General features: G+C 65.9%; 12 protein-coding genes. 2 read left to right on the top strand and 10 right to left on the bottom strand.

Annotation, left to right across the window (positions count from 1 at the left end):
• Positions 1 to 30 precede the first annotated feature (30 nt).
• The 4 genes from HLA98_RS15945 to HLA98_RS15930 form a co-directional block, all read right to left on the bottom strand.
• The gene (locus tag HLA98_RS15945; protein WP_049446274.1) at positions 31 to 3201 is read right to left on the bottom strand and encodes an efflux RND transporter permease subunit; all 3171 of its coding nucleotides are present in this window, start codon (positions 3199 to 3201) and stop codon (positions 31 to 33) included.
• A gap of 127 nt (positions 3202 to 3328) precedes the next feature.
• Entirely contained in the window at positions 3329 to 4555 is a 1227-nt protein-coding gene (locus tag HLA98_RS15940; RefSeq protein WP_057499355.1) for an efflux RND transporter periplasmic adaptor subunit, read from the bottom strand.
• A 91-nt stretch (positions 4556 to 4646) separates the two neighbouring features.
• Entirely contained in the window at positions 4647 to 5417 is a 771-nt protein-coding gene (locus HLA98_RS15935; RefSeq protein WP_057499354.1) for an SDR family NAD(P)-dependent oxidoreductase, read from the bottom strand.
• A complete protein-coding gene (locus HLA98_RS15930; protein WP_049414419.1) occupies positions 5414 to 5641 on the bottom strand; it encodes a hypothetical protein in 228 nt (75 codons plus the stop codon). Before HLA98_RS15930 ends, HLA98_RS15935 begins: the two co-directional genes overlap by 4 nt.
• Positions 5642 to 5788: 147 nt before the next feature.
• On the opposite strand from HLA98_RS15930, the gene HLA98_RS15925 reads away from it, so the two are divergent.
• Positions 5789 to 6820, top strand: a complete 1032-nt coding sequence (locus HLA98_RS15925) for a LysR family transcriptional regulator (RefSeq protein ID WP_005409107.1) — start codon at positions 5789 to 5791, stop codon at positions 6818 to 6820.
• Between the two features lie 390 nt (positions 6821 to 7210).
• Here the strand turns inward: HLA98_RS15925 and HLA98_RS15920 are convergent, their stop codons facing one another.
• Both HLA98_RS15920 and HLA98_RS15915 read right to left on the bottom strand, forming a co-directional pair.
• Positions 7211 to 7906 (bottom strand): YiaD family glycine zipper/OmpA-like lipoprotein, encoded by a 696-nt coding sequence (locus tag HLA98_RS15920; RefSeq protein WP_057499353.1) that lies wholly within the window; start codon positions 7904 to 7906, stop codon positions 7211 to 7213.
• A 140-nt stretch (positions 7907 to 8046) separates the two neighbouring features.
• A complete protein-coding gene (locus HLA98_RS15915; RefSeq protein ID WP_057499364.1) occupies positions 8047 to 9462 on the bottom strand; it encodes a cryptochrome/photolyase family protein in 1416 nt (471 codons plus the stop codon).
• Positions 9463 to 9571: 109 nt separating this feature from the next.
• Here HLA98_RS15915 and HLA98_RS15910 point away from each other — a divergent pair, with 109 nt between their 5' ends.
• Positions 9572 to 10156 (top strand): hypothetical protein, encoded by a 585-nt coding sequence (locus HLA98_RS15910; RefSeq protein WP_057499352.1) that lies wholly within the window; start codon positions 9572 to 9574, stop codon positions 10154 to 10156.
• 19 nt (positions 10157 to 10175) lie between these two features.
• Here HLA98_RS15910 and HLA98_RS15905 read toward each other — a convergent pair whose 3' ends face one another.
• From HLA98_RS15905 to HLA98_RS15890, 4 genes are read right to left on the bottom strand one after another with little or no spacing between them, the layout of a single operon-like run.
• On the bottom strand, positions 10176 to 10790 hold the full coding sequence (locus tag HLA98_RS15905) for an inorganic diphosphatase (protein WP_049446268.1): 615 nt from the start codon (positions 10788 to 10790) through the stop codon (positions 10176 to 10178).
• Between the two features lie 10 nt (positions 10791 to 10800).
• Positions 10801 to 12150, bottom strand: coding sequence for a purple acid phosphatase family protein (locus HLA98_RS15900; protein ID WP_232015573.1), 1350 nt, complete (start codon positions 12148 to 12150; stop codon positions 10801 to 10803).
• A 14-nt stretch (positions 12151 to 12164) separates the two neighbouring features.
• Positions 12165 to 13280, bottom strand: a complete 1116-nt coding sequence (locus HLA98_RS15895) for an NHL repeat-containing protein (RefSeq protein WP_057499350.1) — start codon at positions 13278 to 13280, stop codon at positions 12165 to 12167.
• Complete coding sequence (locus HLA98_RS15890) at positions 13280 to 15793, bottom strand: TonB-dependent receptor (protein ID WP_212757605.1); 2514 nt, start codon at positions 15791 to 15793, stop codon at positions 13280 to 13282. Before HLA98_RS15890 ends, HLA98_RS15895 begins: the two co-directional genes overlap by 1 nt.
• Positions 15794 to 15966 lie beyond the last annotated feature (173 nt).

The raw sequence follows: 15966 nt of genomic DNA, 5'->3' as shown, positions 1-15966 counted from the left end.
GCCATTGACCGGCGGCGACGGGGTTCCATGTCAGTGGTGGATGGTCGGCTCGCCGTGCTGCACCAGCTGGCCACCACCATTGCGGGTGACGAACTTGCGCAGGGCCACGTAGAACACCGGGGTGAGGAACAGGCCGAACAGGGTCACGCCCAGCATGCCGGCGAACACAGTGATACCGGTCACCGAGCGCACCTCGGCACCCGCACCGTGCGACAGCACCAGCGGTACGGTGCCGGCGATGAACGCGATGGAGGTCATCACGATCGGGCGCAGACGCAGGCGGCAGGCTTCCAGCGCGGCCTCAACGATTCCCTTGCCGCCCATCTCCAGCTCTCTGGCGAATTCGACGATCAGGATCGCGTTCTTGCACGCCAGGCCCATCAGCACCACCAGGCCGACCTGCACGAACACGTTGTTGTCACCACCGGTCAACCACACGCCGAACAACGCGGACAGCAGGGTCATCGGCACGATCAGGATCACCGCCAGCGGCAGCGACCAGCTCTCGTACAGCGCAGCCAGCACCAGGAAGGCCAGCATGATCGCCACCGGGAACACGATGAAGGCCGCCTTGCCCTGGGTCGCCTGCTGGTAGCTCAGGTCGGTCCATTCGGTGGTCATGCCTACCGGCAACACCTTGCCGGCGATCTCGGTCAGCTTGTTCATCGCCTCGGCCGAGGACAGCAGGCGCGGGTCGGCTTCGCCGGCCAGGTCTGCTGCCGGATAGCCATTGAAACGCAGCACCGGGTCCGGGCCGAAGGTCTGCTTGATGGTGACCATCGAACCGATCGGCACCATCTCGCCACGGTCGTTGCGGGTACGCAGCTTGCCGATGTCCTCGACCGTCTCGCGGTACGGACCGTCTGCCTGGGCGATCACCTGCCAGGTACGGCCGAACTGGTTGAAGTCGTTGACGTAGGCCGAACCCAGGTAGGTCTGCAGCGTGTCGAACAGTTCGGTGAGCTGCACGCCCTGTGCCTTGGCCTTGACGCGGTCCACCTCGGCATCCAGCTGCGGCACGTTGGCCTGGTAGCTGGAAATAGGGAAGGCCATGCCCGGCGTCTGCGCCACGGTACCCTGCATGGCCTGCACGGCATTCTGCAGTGCGCCGTAGCCCAGGTTGCCGCGGTCCTCGATGAACATCTGGTAGCCGTTGCCGTTACCCAGGCCGAGGATCGGCGGCGGCATCATCGCGAAGGCGAAGCCTTCCTGCAGCCCGGCGATCTTCTGGTTGATCTCGGCATTGATCTGCGCGGCGGTACGGCCATGACGCTCGGCGAACGGCTTGAGCGGAATGAACGCCACACCGGTATTCGGCGTGTTGGTGAACTGCAGCGCGTTCAGACCCGGGAACGAGATGGTGTGGGCCACGCCATCGGTTTCCTGGGCGATCTTGGCAACCTTGCGCAGCATTTCATCGGTACGCGCGATCGACGAACCTTCCGGCAGCTTCACGCCGGCGATCAGGTACAGCTTGTCCTGGGTCGGTATGAAGCCCGGCGGCACCAGCTTGAAGATCACGCCGGTACCGACCAGCAGGATCGCGTAGACCACGAACACCGCACCACGACGGCCGAGGATGCGGGCAACGCCACGTTCGTACTTCTCCGAGCTGGACTTGAAGAAGCGGTTGAACGGACGGAACACCCAGCCGAACAGGCGGTCGATCAGGCGGCTCGGGCCGTCCTTCGGTGCGCCGTGGGCCTTCAGCAGGCGCGCGGCGAGGGCCGGCGACAGAGTCAGCGAGTTGATCGCCGAGATCACCGTGGAGATGGCGATGGTGACCGCGAACTGCTTGTAGAACTGGCCGGTGACACCCGACAGGAACGCCATCGGCACGAACACGGCGCACAGCACCAGCGCGATCGCCACGATCGGGCCGGAGACCTCGCGCATGGCCTGGTGGGCCGCTGCGGTGGGCGACAACCCCTCCTCGATGTTGCGTTCGACGTTCTCCACCACCACGATCGCGTCGTCGACCACGATGCCGATCGCCAGCACCAGGCCGAACAGGCTCAGCGTGTTGATCGAGAAGCCCAGCAGGTACAGCGCGGCAAAGGTACCGACCACCGACACCGGCACCGCGATCAACGGAATGATCGAGGCACGCCAGGTCTGCAGGAACAGGATCACCACCAGCACCACCAGGGCGATCGCTTCCAGCAGCGTGGAGACCACGGCCTTGATCGAGTCACGCACGAAGATGGTGGTGTCATACACGGCTTCGTACTTCACGTCGGCCGGCATGGTCTTCTGCATCTCGTCCATCGTCGAGATGACCTGGTCGCGGATCTCCAGCGCGTTGGCGCCGGGCGACTGGAAGATACCGATACCGACCGCGTTCTTGCCGTCCAGCTGCGAGCGCAGGGTGTAGTCACCGGCGCCCAGTTCCAGGCGGGCCACATCGGCCAGACGCACGATCTCGCCGTCCACACCGCTCTTGAGCACGATGTCGCCGAATTCCTTTTCGGTCTTCAGCCGGCCCTGGGCGTTGATCAGGGTCAGGAACTGGCTGTTCGGCAGCGGTTCCGCACCGAGCTGGCCGGCCGAGACCTGCACGTTCTGCTCGCGCATGGCACGGACCACGTCGCTGGCGGTCAGGCCGCGCGACGCCACCTTGTCCGGGTCCAGCCAGGCGCGCATGGCGTAGTCGCCACCACCGAAGATCTGCGCGTCACCCACGCCCGGAATGCGCGCCAACGCATCCTTGACGTGCAGGCGGGCGTAGTTGCGCAGGTACAGGGTGTCGTACTTGCCTTGCGGCGAGGTCAGGTGCACCACCATCAGGAAGGTCGGTGACTGCTTCTGCGTGGTCACGCCCTGCCGGCGCACGTCCTCGGGCAGGCGCGCCTGCGCCTGCGCCACGCGGTTCTGCACCTTCACCGCCGCCGCGTCCGGGTCGGTGCCCGGGCGGAAGGTGACGGTCATCTGCAGCACGCCGTCCGAGCCGGCCACCGACTTCAGGTACATCATGCCTTCGACGCCATTGATCGCCTCTTCAAGCGGCGTGGCGACGGTCTCGGCAATGACCTTGGGGTTGGCGCCCGGATACACCGTGCGTACGACCACCGACGGCGGCACCACTTCCGGGTACTCGCTGATCGGCAGAATTGGAATCGTGATCAGGCCTGCGGCGAAGATCACGATCGACAGCACCGCCGCGAAGATCGGCCTGTCGATGAAGAAACGGGAAAAGTCCATGGAGGAATTCCTGGGAAAGGCGTTCGGCGGGCAACAGCCGCCCTGCCCCTCGTCACGTTGACGAAGGCAGGAACGGCTGCCGCTGGCGCCGGCAGCTAAGCGGGGACGCGGATCAGGAGCCGGCGGATCAGTGGTTCAGCGCAGCGGTGGCATCGCGGCCCGGTGCGGGCTTCGCGGCCTGTGGCTGCATCGCCACGGCCTTTGCCTGCACCGGCATGCCCGGCATGAAGACCTTCTGCACGCCGTCGATGATCACCTTGTCGCCGGCGGCCAGGCCGTGCTCGACAATGCGCAGGCCGTCGGCGGTGCGGCCGAGCTGGATGTCACGGCGCTGGGCCTTGCCATCCTTGTCGACCACGTACACGTACTTGCGGTCCTGGTCGGTCAGCACGGCCTTGTCGTCGATCAGCAGGGCCTGGAACTGGCCGCTGCCGAGCAGCTGCACGCGGGCGAACAGACCCGGGGTGAACTGGCGGTCGGCGTTGTCCAGCAGTGCGCGGACACGGATGGTGCCGGTGCTGCGGGCGACCTGGTTGTCGAGGAAGTCGACCTTGCCGGCGTGCGGGTAACCCTCCTCACCGGACAGACCGACCTTCACCGGCAGCTCGCTGTCACGCTCGCTGGGGCGCTCGCCCTTGCGTGCCATCTGTGCGTAGCGCAGGAAGGTGCTTTCGTCGGCATCGAAGTAGACGAACACGGTATCCAGCGAAACCAGCGTGGTCAGTACGCTGGCGCTGTCGCCGGCGGTGACCAGGTTGCCGGCGGTGACCATCGCGCGGCCGGCACGGCCATCGATCGGTGCACGCACCTTGGTGAACTCCAGGTTGAGGCGGGCCGCATCCAGGGCCGCCTGCGCGGCCTGCACGGCGGCGCCGGACTGATCGGCGGCGGCGCGACGCTGCTCGGCCGTCTCGGTGGAAATGGCCTGCTGCTCAGACAGACGCTTGGCACGCTCGGATTCGCTACGGGCCAGCGTGGCCTGGGTGCGGGCACGGGCGAGTTCGGCGGCAGCGCGATCATACTCGGCCTGGTAGCTGCGCGCGTCGATGGTGAAGAGCACTTCGCCCTTCTTCACTTCCTGGCCTTCGACGTAGTTGACCTTGTCGATGTAGCCGGACACGCGCGGACGCAGTTCAACGCTCTGTACCGCTTCGACGCGGCCGCTGAACTCGTCCCACTGGCTGACCTGCTTGACCAGCACCGGTGCAGCGCTGACCTGCGGCGGCGGCGGTGCACCGGCTTCTTCGGCGTGGCCGCCGCTGCAGGCCGCAAGCACGGCCGCGGCAAGGATCGACACGCCGGCCATCGCAATGCGATGACCGAAACGATGTGGGGTGGAATTGGGGGAAGTCATGGCATGCATCCGTACGGAGGGGTGGTACAGCTAGATGAGAACGTGTTGCAGAAATCGGCGGCGTATCCTGCGACCTCAACCATGGTCGAGGTCAAGCGACGCCTGCGGTATCGCGCCACAATGGGGGAACTTCAAGGTGCAACAGGCCGCGCGGCAGTTCGGCATCGCTGCTGTCACAGCGGACGATGGCGCGGTTGTCGCGGCAACCATCCAGCAGCGAGACCACGCGACGACCGACCAGCAGCGAGCTGGGCCACTCGATGCAGGCATTGGCCGCGTTGGCCGGGGTACAGACGGGGCTGCAGACTTCCAGCATCTGCGCACGCACGCCCAACGCCTGCGCTTCCTGGTGCACCACCTGCGCGTACATGCGCAGCGCGGCGGTAGTGATCGAGGTCTCGCCGTAGCCTGCCCATGGCTTGGCGTTGGCCGGGCTGCCGATCATCACGTAGCGGCGCGCATGCACGTTGTCCTGCAGCAGCGGCAGCAGATGACGCACTGCGTGCACGTGCGGCATCAGATCGGCCTGCATCGCGCCCAGCAGTTCATCGCCGTTGCGGTCGGTCACCCGGCCGCGGCGGTAAGGGCCGCCCATTGCGGCGATCACCGCTGCCAGCGGGCGCGGGCGATGCGCAATGCGTTCGGCCAACGCACGGGCCGAGCCGTCATCGCTGAGCGAACCCAGCAGCGTCTCCAGGCCCGGCTCGTCAGCGAACTGCTCATGCAGCGCCGCCAGCCGGCCTGGATCACGACCGACCACCAGCACCGGGCTTCCGGCTTCCAGCAATGCACCCACCACGCCCTGGCCGACGGCACCGGTGCCGCCGAGGACCAGGACTTCGGGCGTCAGTATCCCATTCACGGGACATTTCCTCCCAAATCCGGGATAGTCCCGATTCGACGCAGCCGATCACCCTTGTGCGGGACCAGGCGGATGGCACCGCCACGCTGCTGACGCATGGGCGCGGTAAACTCACGAAAGTCCTTGTGTACCAAGGAACTCGGACGGGCTTCGACGGTCATCGCCAGGTCCAGGGTGTTCTGGCCGGCGTTCCGGAGTCGGGCAAGAATGTTGCGCAGGCTCATGGCGGACGGGCTCCAATTAACGAATGGCGCCACGATAGACCTCAAACCTTTACTTGATTAGTCCTGATTAAGGGGAATAATCATCCCGCTCCCGGTCCAATCGTTCTGTCACGATTGTCCCATCCCCGACGTCCAGGATCCCCGACCATGTCCCACGATCTCAACGAGACGCTGATCTTCGTCAAAGTGGTCGAGCAAGGCAGCTTCATTGCCGCTGCCAAATCGCTCGGCCTGCCCAAGACCACGGTCAGCCGCAAAGTGCAGGAACTGGAAACGCGCCTGGGTGCGCGCCTGCTGCACCGGACCACGCGCCGCCTCGGCCTGACCGAAGCCGGTTCGATCTACCACGAACATTGCCAGCGCATTGCGCGCGAGCTGGAAGAAGCCGAGAGCGCAGTGAGCCAGCTGCAGTCCGGCCCGCGTGGCTGGCTGCGTTTCACCGTGCCCTATTCAATCGGCATCACCTGGATCGCCCCGCTGCTGGGCCAGTTCCATGCGCAGTATCCAGAGATCCGCCTGGACATGCATATGGGCAACGAGAAGCTGGACCTGATTGCAGGTGAAGCGGATCTTGCGCTGCGTGTCGGTGCCCTGCCCGATTCCAACCTGGTGGCGCGCAAGCTGGGCAGCCTGCGTACGCAGGTGTTCGCCAGCCCGGCCTACATCGAGCGCTATGGCGAACCGCTGCATCCGGAAGAACTGCAGTTCCATCGCATCCTGGCGATGCGCAAGCCGTACCACACCGGCAACTCGCCGCGCTTCACCTGGCAGCTGGGCGAGAACGGCGGCGAGTTGCGCGACTTCCCGGTCACCCCGCTGATGACCGCCAACGACATGTCTGCGTTGAACGGTGCGCTGGTGTGTGGCGAAGGCCTGCTGCTGACCGGCGATGTGATGGCCAAGCCGTTTGTTGAATCGGGCATGGTGCGCCGCGTGCTGGCCGGCTGGACCGGCCCGGAAGTGGACTTCAACGCTGTGTTCGCTGGCGGCCGCCTGGTTTCGCCGAAGGTACGTGCGTTCGTCGACTTCCTGGTGGAGAAGCTCAACTTCGATGCCAACTACATGCTGGCGCAATGCCCGGGCGCGAAGCTGGCGCAGCAGCAGAAGGAAAAGGAAGACGCCGCGCTGGAAAGCAGCGGCAAGCGGATCCTGGAGAAGGTGGCCGCTTCGGCGGCGTAACCGGACGCATCCACGCACGGCATGGATCTGGCCAGCGCGCGGCGCGGCGTTCTGTAGAGTCGAGCCATGCTCGACTGCTGTTGGGACCGCGCCGACCAAGGTCGGCATCTACCAGAAGAGGAGTCGAGCACGGCTCGACTCTACATGCGCTATCGGCGTGCCGAGCAAGCTCGGCACCTACAGAAAATGCCGCCTGCAAGGGCGGCATTTTCGTTCCGGCTGCGTGGCTTTCGGTAGATGCCGACCTTGGTCGGCGCCGTTCGGAGAAGCCGCAACCGGAAGCGCTATCGGCGTGCCGAGCAAGCTCGACACCCACAAAAATGCCGCCTGCAAGGGCGGCATTTTCGTTCCGGCCGATGGCCGGACCGGCTCAAGCAGTAACGCTACGCGTTACTGCTTGAGCGGAATCACACGGATCTCGACGCGGCGGTTCTTTGCACGGCCGGCATCGGTGCTGTTGTCGGCAATCGGGTACGACTTGCCGGCGCCCAGCGTTTCGATACGTACGCTCTGCACGCCCTGGCCGATCAGGTACTGCGCGACCGAGTCGGCACGTTCCTTCGACAGGCGGTTGTTCACCGCGTCGCTGCCGATGCTGTCGGTGTGGCCGACCACTTCGATCATGGTCTGGTTGTAGTCGCGCAGGGTGCCTGCCACGCCGTTGAGCGAACTGTAGAACTGCGGCTTCAGGGTCGACTTGCCGAAATCGAAGGTGATGCCGTCCGGCAGGTTCAGCATGATGTTGTCGCCCTGGCGCTGCACATCGATGCCGGTGTTGGCGGTGCGCTCGCGCAGCGCGCGTTCCTGGCGATCCTGGTACTGGCCGACGGCGGCGCCGCTGAGCGCACCGATACCGGCACCGATCAGTGCGTGCTGACGACGCTCGGTGGCGCTGTCGCCGGTCAGCAGGCCAGCGGCCACACCAATCGCGGTGCCGATCAGCGCATTGCGGCCGGTGCGGTTCTGCTGCTCGGTCGGGTTGCCGTACTGGTCACTCTGCACATAGGAGCCGCCAGTGGCGCAGGCCGACAGGACGGCCGCACTCATCAGAGCCAGTGCGACGTTGCGGGTAGTGTTGCGGATCATGGGGTTCTCCTTGGTTTCCGGTCGGGCCGGCGGCTTGCGGGCGCAGAGAGAATAAACAGCCCGATGCGATGCCGGAATGATGATGCGGCGTGGCGACAGGGCCGCGTTCAGCTAACTGACTGGATCACTCAGCCGCCACTTTACCCTTCTCCCGACTGGCGGTAAGCCGCCAACGCTGCGTCGCGGCCAACCGCCAGATCCACCAGCGGGGTACGCGGATAGCCCGGGGCATGCGCCGCCAGCAGTAGCGGATGCTGCCACGGCGCGAAGCGCGCCTTCACCGGCAGTGCCGCCAGCTCGGGCACCCAGCGGCTGATGTAGCGGGCCTGTGGGTCGAACTTCTCGGCCTGGGTGACCGGGTTGAACACGCGGAAGTACGGCGCGGCATCGGCACCGGTTCCGGCCACCCATTGCCAGCCCATCGTGTTATTGGCCAGGTCGGCATCGACCAGAGTGTCCCAGAACCAGCGTGCGCCCTGCAGCCAGTGCGCACGCAGGTGCTTGCACAGGTAGCTGGCCACAATCATCCGCACCCGGTTATGCATGTAGCCGGTGTGCCACAGCTCGCGCAGGCCGGCATCGACGATAGGCACGCCGGTATTGCCGCGCTGCCAGTCGTGCAGTTGCGCTGCAGTGGGCGTGGCCCAAGGGAAACGGTCAAAGCGCGGGTTGAGGTTGTCGGTGGGCGTCTTCGGGAAGTGATGCAGCAGGTGGTAGGCGAAATCACGCCAGCCGAGCTGGCGCAGGTAGCCGTCGATGTCCGCGTCGGTGCCCGCACTGCGCAGGCCTTCCAGCGCATGGGCAATGCGCCACGGTGCGATTTCGCCGAAATGCAGGTGCGGCGAAAGCCGCGAGGTGCCCACGCGATCCGGCAGGTCGCGCTGCTCGCGGTAACCGCGCAACGCACCGTCCTCGAACACGGACAACGCCTCCAGCGCGCCAGCCTCGCCCGGTTGCCAGTGCTCCCAGAAGCCGGCATCCCAGTCCAGCGTCGGTGCCAGTTGGAGATCATCCAGTGCGAGGCTGTCGACCGCGTGCGCCGCCAGCGCCTTCGGTGCGGCCTGCAATGCGGGCAGGCGCCAATGACTGAGCACGTTGCGCCAGTAGGGAGTGAACACCTTGTAAGGCTGGCCCTGCTGGGTCGCGATGTCCCAGGGCTCGAACAGCAGGCTGCCATTGCAGCTCTGCGCGTCGATGCCCTGCTCGCGCAGCGCGCGCTTGATGGTGGCGTCACGCGGCTGTGTGGCCGGTTCGTACTTGCGGTTCCAGTACACCGCCTCGGCGCCGGTCTGCTCGATCAGCGCCTGCAGCGTAGCCAGGCTCTCGCCGCTGCGCAGTACCAGGGCCGAACCGCGCGCGCGCAGGTCGGCGTCGAGCGCGGCCAGTGAGCGATGGCGCCACGCGTCCGATGCTGCGCCCGGCAACCACTCACCCTCCTCCTGTGGCGCATGGATGTAGACCGGTACCACTTCATGGCCGGCATCGAGCGCGGCCTGCAGGGCCGGATTGTCCTGCAGCCGTAGATCACGGCGAAACCACACCAACGCTACCGACACGTGCATCGCCTTCGTTCTGGATGCCGCACATGATAGCCAGCGGCGGTGAAGGCGTTGCGCGCGGCGGGGTCTGCTAGGCTGCCGGGCCCGCTACTGGAACACCTGCGCCATGGATGAGCTGCACGCTCCCTTCGCTCGCTTCGGCCTGCTGCAGGCCCAGGATGAACGTGACTGGGACGGACCCTTTCCGCTGCCATCGGTGCTGGCGCGCTTCTACGCGCAGGTCGGGCCACTGGGGCGCGAGATCAACGCCAGGGTTGGCCATGCCGGCATCACCATCCCCGGGCTCGAGGTGTGGGTGCCACCGCTGCAACGGCTGTGGCGCCATCAGGCCGGTTACCGCTGGAACGGCATCAGCGGCGAGGCGATCGAAGACTGGCCCGCCAGCTGGCTGGTCGTGGCCGATCTCGGCGCCGATCCTTTCATCCTCGACCTGGACGATGGCCGCGTGCTGTTCGCACGACATGGCTGTGGACGATGGGAGCAGGACACACTCGTCGACGACCTGCCGACCCTGATGGCCATTCTGGCCGCGGCCGGCACTGTGTATCTGGAAGCCGGAGATGATCTCTACAACGATGACGACGACGGCGGCATCCGCGCCGCATACCAGGAAGCGGCCGTGCAGGCAGTGGCCCGGGTGCTGGGCGACCGCCTGCAGGCCGAGGCCTTCATCGAGACGTTGCTGGGATGAATCCACGCATGGCGTGGATCTACTTTTCGAAGCGCTCCATCGCCTTGCTGATCAGCGCACGCGCTTCGGCGGCGTTGCCCCAGCCGTTGAGTTGCACCGGGTTGCGCCCCGTCGGCAGGTCCTTGTAGACCCGGAAGAACGCCTCGATGCGCTGGCGCTCGATCTCCGGTAAATCCTGCAGATCGCGGATAGTGGCGTAGGTCGGGTCGACCTTGTCGGTCGGCACGCCGATGATCTTCTCGTCGTGCTCACCGCCGTCGATCATCTTCAGGTAGCCGATCGGCCGGAAACGCACGATCACGCCCGGATGCAGCGGTTCGCGGGTCAGCACCAGCGCATCCAGCGGATCATTGTCACCGGCCAGGGTGCGCGGCATCGAGCCGTAGTTGGCCGGATAGGCCACCGGCATCGACTGGAAGCGGTCCACATGCACCAGACCGTCTTCCTTGATCTCGTACTTGGTGAAGCTGCCGGCCGGAATCTCCACCGCCAGATTCACCTCCTGCGGGGCCTGCTTCGGCTGCGCCACCAGGAACGGATGCAACACGGTATCGGCAGCGGTCACCGCACTGGCCAGCAACAACAGGGCGGCACCGATGGCAGCGAGAGGAACGATGCGACGGGGCGCGTTCATATGCGTCTCCTCATTCCCAGCAGCGGTCGGCACGCCCCTTGGCGGTCTGCGCGCGCGGGCAGTCGCGTGGCGTGATGCGGCCTTCGGCCAGCTCCGTGCGCAGCTTGCTACCGTTGGCATCGCGGCGCAGTTCGAAGGCGTCGTAGAGACGACCGGTCACGGTGCGGGCTTCATAGCGCAGGTGCTGTGGGTCGATATTCAGCACCTGGAACAGCTGGGTGTCCTCGGCCACCGGATGCATCGTCCTGCGTGCTTCGTCGGAAAGGCGGTACTGCTTCGGTCCGGCCACGGTCACCACATACTGTGGCGTCGCCGCCTGCCCTTCGCCACGACGGCCATAGGTGTGATCGTGGCCCTGCAGCACCAGATCGACGTTGTGGCGGCGTACCACCGGCAGCAGCACGTCACGCAGCGCGGCGTTCTCACGCCCTTCGCGCGGCGAATAGAACGGCTGGTGCAGCAGCACGATGGTCCACGGCTGCGGATTGCCGCTCAGTACCTTGTCCAGCCACTGTGCCTGTGCCTTGGCGGTGCCCAGGTCGAGGGCCGACGTGCCATCGACCACGGCCACGCGCACGCCCTGCGCATCGAACCAGTAGCTTGTCTGCTGTGCGGCGCTGGCGCCATTGCCCGGCAGCGCGAACGTGACCGGCCAATGCTTGCCCAGCACGCGGCGTTCCTGCGGGGTGTCCTCGAATTCCTCGAAGTACTCGTGGTTGCCGATGGCCGGGGCCACCAGGGTTTCCTGCGCCAGCCAGCTGGTAGCGGCAAACCACTCGCCCCACTCGCTGTCATCCATGTTGTCGCCACCGCTGACCAGGTCGCCGGCAAACAGGCTCATGCGCGCCTGCGGTGCAGCCTTCTGCGCGGCACGCACCACCCGGCTGACGTGGCTGACGTTCTTGTTCTGGGTATCACCGAAGTACAGCAGGGTCAGCGGCTGGTCGGCGGCGGCCAGCGTACGCAACTGGTTCCAGGCGCTCCAGCTGCCATTGCCTTGCACGCGGTAGACGTACTGGGTATCCGGCTGCAGGCCGCTGATGTCGGCGCGATGATGATGCGACAGACCGTTCTCGGTCTGCAGCGCACGGGTCGTTGCGCGCACCTGGCGGATGCCCTCGATGGCCGGCGAATCACCGGCGAGGGCAATCTCCAGCAGCGGTGCCTGCACGCTGCCGTCGGTACGCCAGGCCACGGCGAACCCATGGCTGGGGTCGACCGCCGGCGAGGCGACGATGCGGTCCGGTACCGTCGTCGCTGCATAGTGCCGGCTGCCCGCCGGCACCTGGGTATTCGGTTCGGCCGCCGCGAACGACAGCGACGGCAACGCCAGCAGCAGGCCCAGCGCCAGCGTACGCATCAGGCAACGACCGCTCATGCGCCACACTCCAGTGGCAACGCCAGCTGCTTGGCGATGCTCTCCCAGTCGAAGGCCACCACACCCTGGTCGTCATGCACGGCATACAGCGCACCGTGGGGAAAGCGTGCGCTGGGTTGCTGCATCATCCAGATGCCGTCGGTGTTGGCCACGGTATTGCCCTGGAACGCGCCGACCGGCTTCAGCGTGTGGCGGTCGAACAGGTGGAACACGCTGCGCTGCTTGCCCTGTTCGGTGGTGATCCACCATCCGTCCTTGCCACAGGTGCGCAGGGTCACGCCTTCGGCCTGCGCCTTGAACACATCGCGGCCGAACGTGGTGCCGGTGAAGCGGCCCGCCAGGGTATAGACCTTGAACTCGCTGGCGTAGCTCTCGTCCTCTTCCGCAATCAGCAGGCGGTCGTTGTCCGGATCGCCCCAGATCGACTCGACCACGCGCAGCGCACCGGCCGCGGTGGTGTCACCGATGCTGGCCACCAGCTTCGCCTCGACCTTCGCACCGTCGCGGGTCACGTGGTACTGGCGCACGCGTTTGTCCAGCTCGGCCAGCGGCGGCAGGATGTCACGCCCCTGCGCATCCTCGCCGTTGTCCCAGGAGTCGGTGACGTAGACGCTGTAGCCATCGGCACGGCGGTCGACCCACAGCCCGTACGGCTTGCGCAGGTCGTCCGCAGCGAAGGTCGCCAGTGGCGCGAAGTCCGGCAGGCTCAGCACCTGCACGCGGTGATTGTCGCGCTCCACGATCCACAGCAGGTCGTCGGTCACCGCGATGCCGTTTGGGCGGTCGAACTGCCCCGGTGCGGTGCCGCTGCTGCCCACGTCACGCAGGTGCTGGCCGGTGCTGCCGTCGTAGACCACCAGCTTGTCGGTCGCCTTGGCCGTGGCGATCAACCACAGCATGCCATTCGGAGCGCGCCAGGCCGCCGGCGAATCGATGTTGTCAGCCGGGGTCATCGGCGAAAGGAACGCCTCGGCGATGGTGGTCACCGTGCGCTCGCCGCTGGCCTTCGCTGGCGTCGCGGCCATGGCAGGATCGTTGCCGGCGGACGGTGTGCAGCCGGCGGCCAGTGCAACGGCCAGCGCGGCGGCCAGGGCAGTGATGCCACGCGCCATCACAGTGCCACCTTCAGGCCCAGCGCATAGGTGCGGCCATATTCTTCCATCTGCAGGGTGCGCGAACGCGTGCCCTGGTACAGCTCCAGCGGCTTGTCCAGCAGGTTCTGCGCCTCGAAGTACATGCTCACCCGCGGGGTGAACTTGTAATCCAGCGAGAAATCGAGCTGGGTGTTGGGTGCAACATAGATGTCGAACGCGCGGCCCTTGCCGATGCTGTCCAGGTACTCGCTGCGGTATACGGCCGCCAGGCGCGTGCTCACACCGTACTTTTCATAGCCGATGTGTGCGCTGTAGACATGCTTGGAGGCGCGCGGCAGCGTGAAATCCTCCCCCGCACGGTCCTTGATGCCGGCATCGAATTTGGTATCCAGCCAGGTGCCACTGGCACCGACCAGCAGTCCATCCAGCCCGGAAGGCAGGAAGGCCAGCTGCTGCTGCCAGTTGAACTCGGCACCACGCACGGTGGCCTTGCGGCCGTTGATCGGCTGGGTCACGTCGAAGCCGCCGTAAGCCGGGTCGTTGGTGCGCACGGTCTCCACGATGTAGCCGTCGATGGACTTGTGGAACAGGCCCAGCGAGACGATGCCGGTGCTTCCGATGTACTTCTCCACCGACAGGTCGATGTTCTTCGACTCGTACGGGTCCAGTTCCGGATTGCCCAGGCGCACTTCCTCGTCACCGCGGCTGTAGCCCACGCGCGGTGAAATGTCACCGAACGAGGGGCGCGATACGGTCTTGTTGGCCGAGGCACGCAGCACCCAGTCGTCTGCAGCGTCATAGCGCAGGTGCAGGCCCGGCAGCACGTTGGTATAGCTGCTGTTGGCCACGCGCGGGGTGACGGTGAAGCTGCGGCCGTTGGCGGCCACGTCCACCTGGTTGCCAACCGCCTTGAACTGGGTGTTTTCCACGCGCACGCCGCCAATGATACGCAGCGCGCCCACGTCCCAGGTACCCATCGCATAGCTGGCGAAGATGTCTTCGCTGGCAACATAGTCCTCTTCCAGCGATGTCATCGCGTTGCCACCGGCATCCTGCGGGCGGGCGCTGTACTGGCCACCGTTGGCGGCCCAGAAGGCGCGCATCGCGGCCGAATCCATGCCGTCACCCAGGTTGCCGTGGCGGTGTTCGGGCGAGGAGGTGCTCCAGCTCGACAGCGCTACCTTCGGGCCGACGCGCAGTTCGCGCTCGTCCACATTCACGTCGCGGTCGCGCCAGCGTCCCAGCAGGCCGAACTTGATGCTGCTGCTGTCGCCGTCGAAGCGTACGTTGACCTGCGCGCTGTGCTCCTTGTCGTTCACCTGCTTGGGCGAGAGCACGAAGCGGTCGAACGCATAGTTGCTGTTGTCCAGCCACTGCGGGTTGTCGAAGCTGTAGCTGGGCAGGCGGCTGCGCTGGTCAAGCGTGCCGTTGAAGGCCTTGCCGTTGAGCTTGAAGCGCGCCTCCATCTCGTCGTTCACCCGCTCCTCGGTGCGGGTGTAGCCGATCCGGTAATCGACCACGGCGTTGGTCAGCTTGTTCTCGCCACCGAGACTGGCCGCGAAGGTGTTCTCCTTCTTGGTGCGGTAGCGCATGCGCTTGTCGATCGAATCCTTCGGCATGCCATCCAGGCGGTACTGGTCGGTGCCGGTCTTTACCATCTTCGCGTCGTCGAAGTTGAAAATCACGCGTTGGCGGGTCTCCGCATCGTCGAACTGGCTGTAGAGCGTGCGCAGGTAGTACTTGCTGTCGTCGTTCGGCCGCCAGTCGAGGTTGAGGTTGGCACCGATGCGCTTGCGCTCGATCTCGTACTTGCGGTGCTGCAGGTTGATCGCGGTCACGTCACCGGGGGCGGCATCGTCCTCGCCGTCGTACTCCACTTCGGTGTTGTCCGACTCGAACCGGCGCTTCTGGTAGTTCACGCCCAACGCCACGCCGAACGTGTCGTTGAACACTTCGCTGTAGTTGAAGGCGGCCTTGGGGCTTGTCTCGCCGGACAGCTGCTGGTGGCTGCCCTCGATCTTGCCGCGCAGGCTGCGACCGTCGCGGTCGAAGGCCGAGGCCGATTCCACCAGCACCGCGCCGCCGATGGCATCACCGGGCATGTCCGGGGTCGGCGACTTGACCACGCGCAGGCGCTCGGTGGAGTCGGACGGGATCACGTCCAGCGGCGCGGCACGGCTGGAATCCTCCGGCGTGCCGACCGCGATGCCATCCACGCTGACGCTGTTGAGGTTGGCGTCCAGGCCGCGGATGACCACGAAGCGGCCTTCGCCCTGGTCGCGGGTCACGCTGATGCCCGGCAGGCGCTGCAGCGACTCGGCCACGTTCTTGTCCGGATACTGGCCCAGAGCATCGGAGGAGACTGCGTCCTCGATGGCGTCGCTGCTGCGCTTGAGGTCGACTGCGCGGATCTGCGATTCGAGCTGGGCACGCACCTCGATGCGGTCCAGGTCGACTGCATCCGACGCCACGGCGCCGGTGGCGGCTACCGCCTGCTGCCCGGCGGCCTGCAGCGGTGCTGCGGCCCCCATTGCCAGGGTCAGGGTGATGGCAACGGCCAACGGAGTCTTGATATGCACTGGGAATCCCCATTCCTGTTAAGAATGGGTCTGCACGGTATGTCCGCAAGGTTGCATGGCCGTGACATGCGTCTGCACATTTCGAGTAACACCGCTCCGGGCCAGGTTTGGGTTCGGCCCGCCAA

Origin of the sequence: Stenotrophomonas africana (genome assembly GCF_013004645.1) — a bacterium.
GTDB lineage: Bacteria > Pseudomonadota > Gammaproteobacteria > Xanthomonadales > Xanthomonadaceae > Stenotrophomonas > Stenotrophomonas africana.
This window is presented reverse-complemented; position numbering and strand designations above follow the sequence as displayed.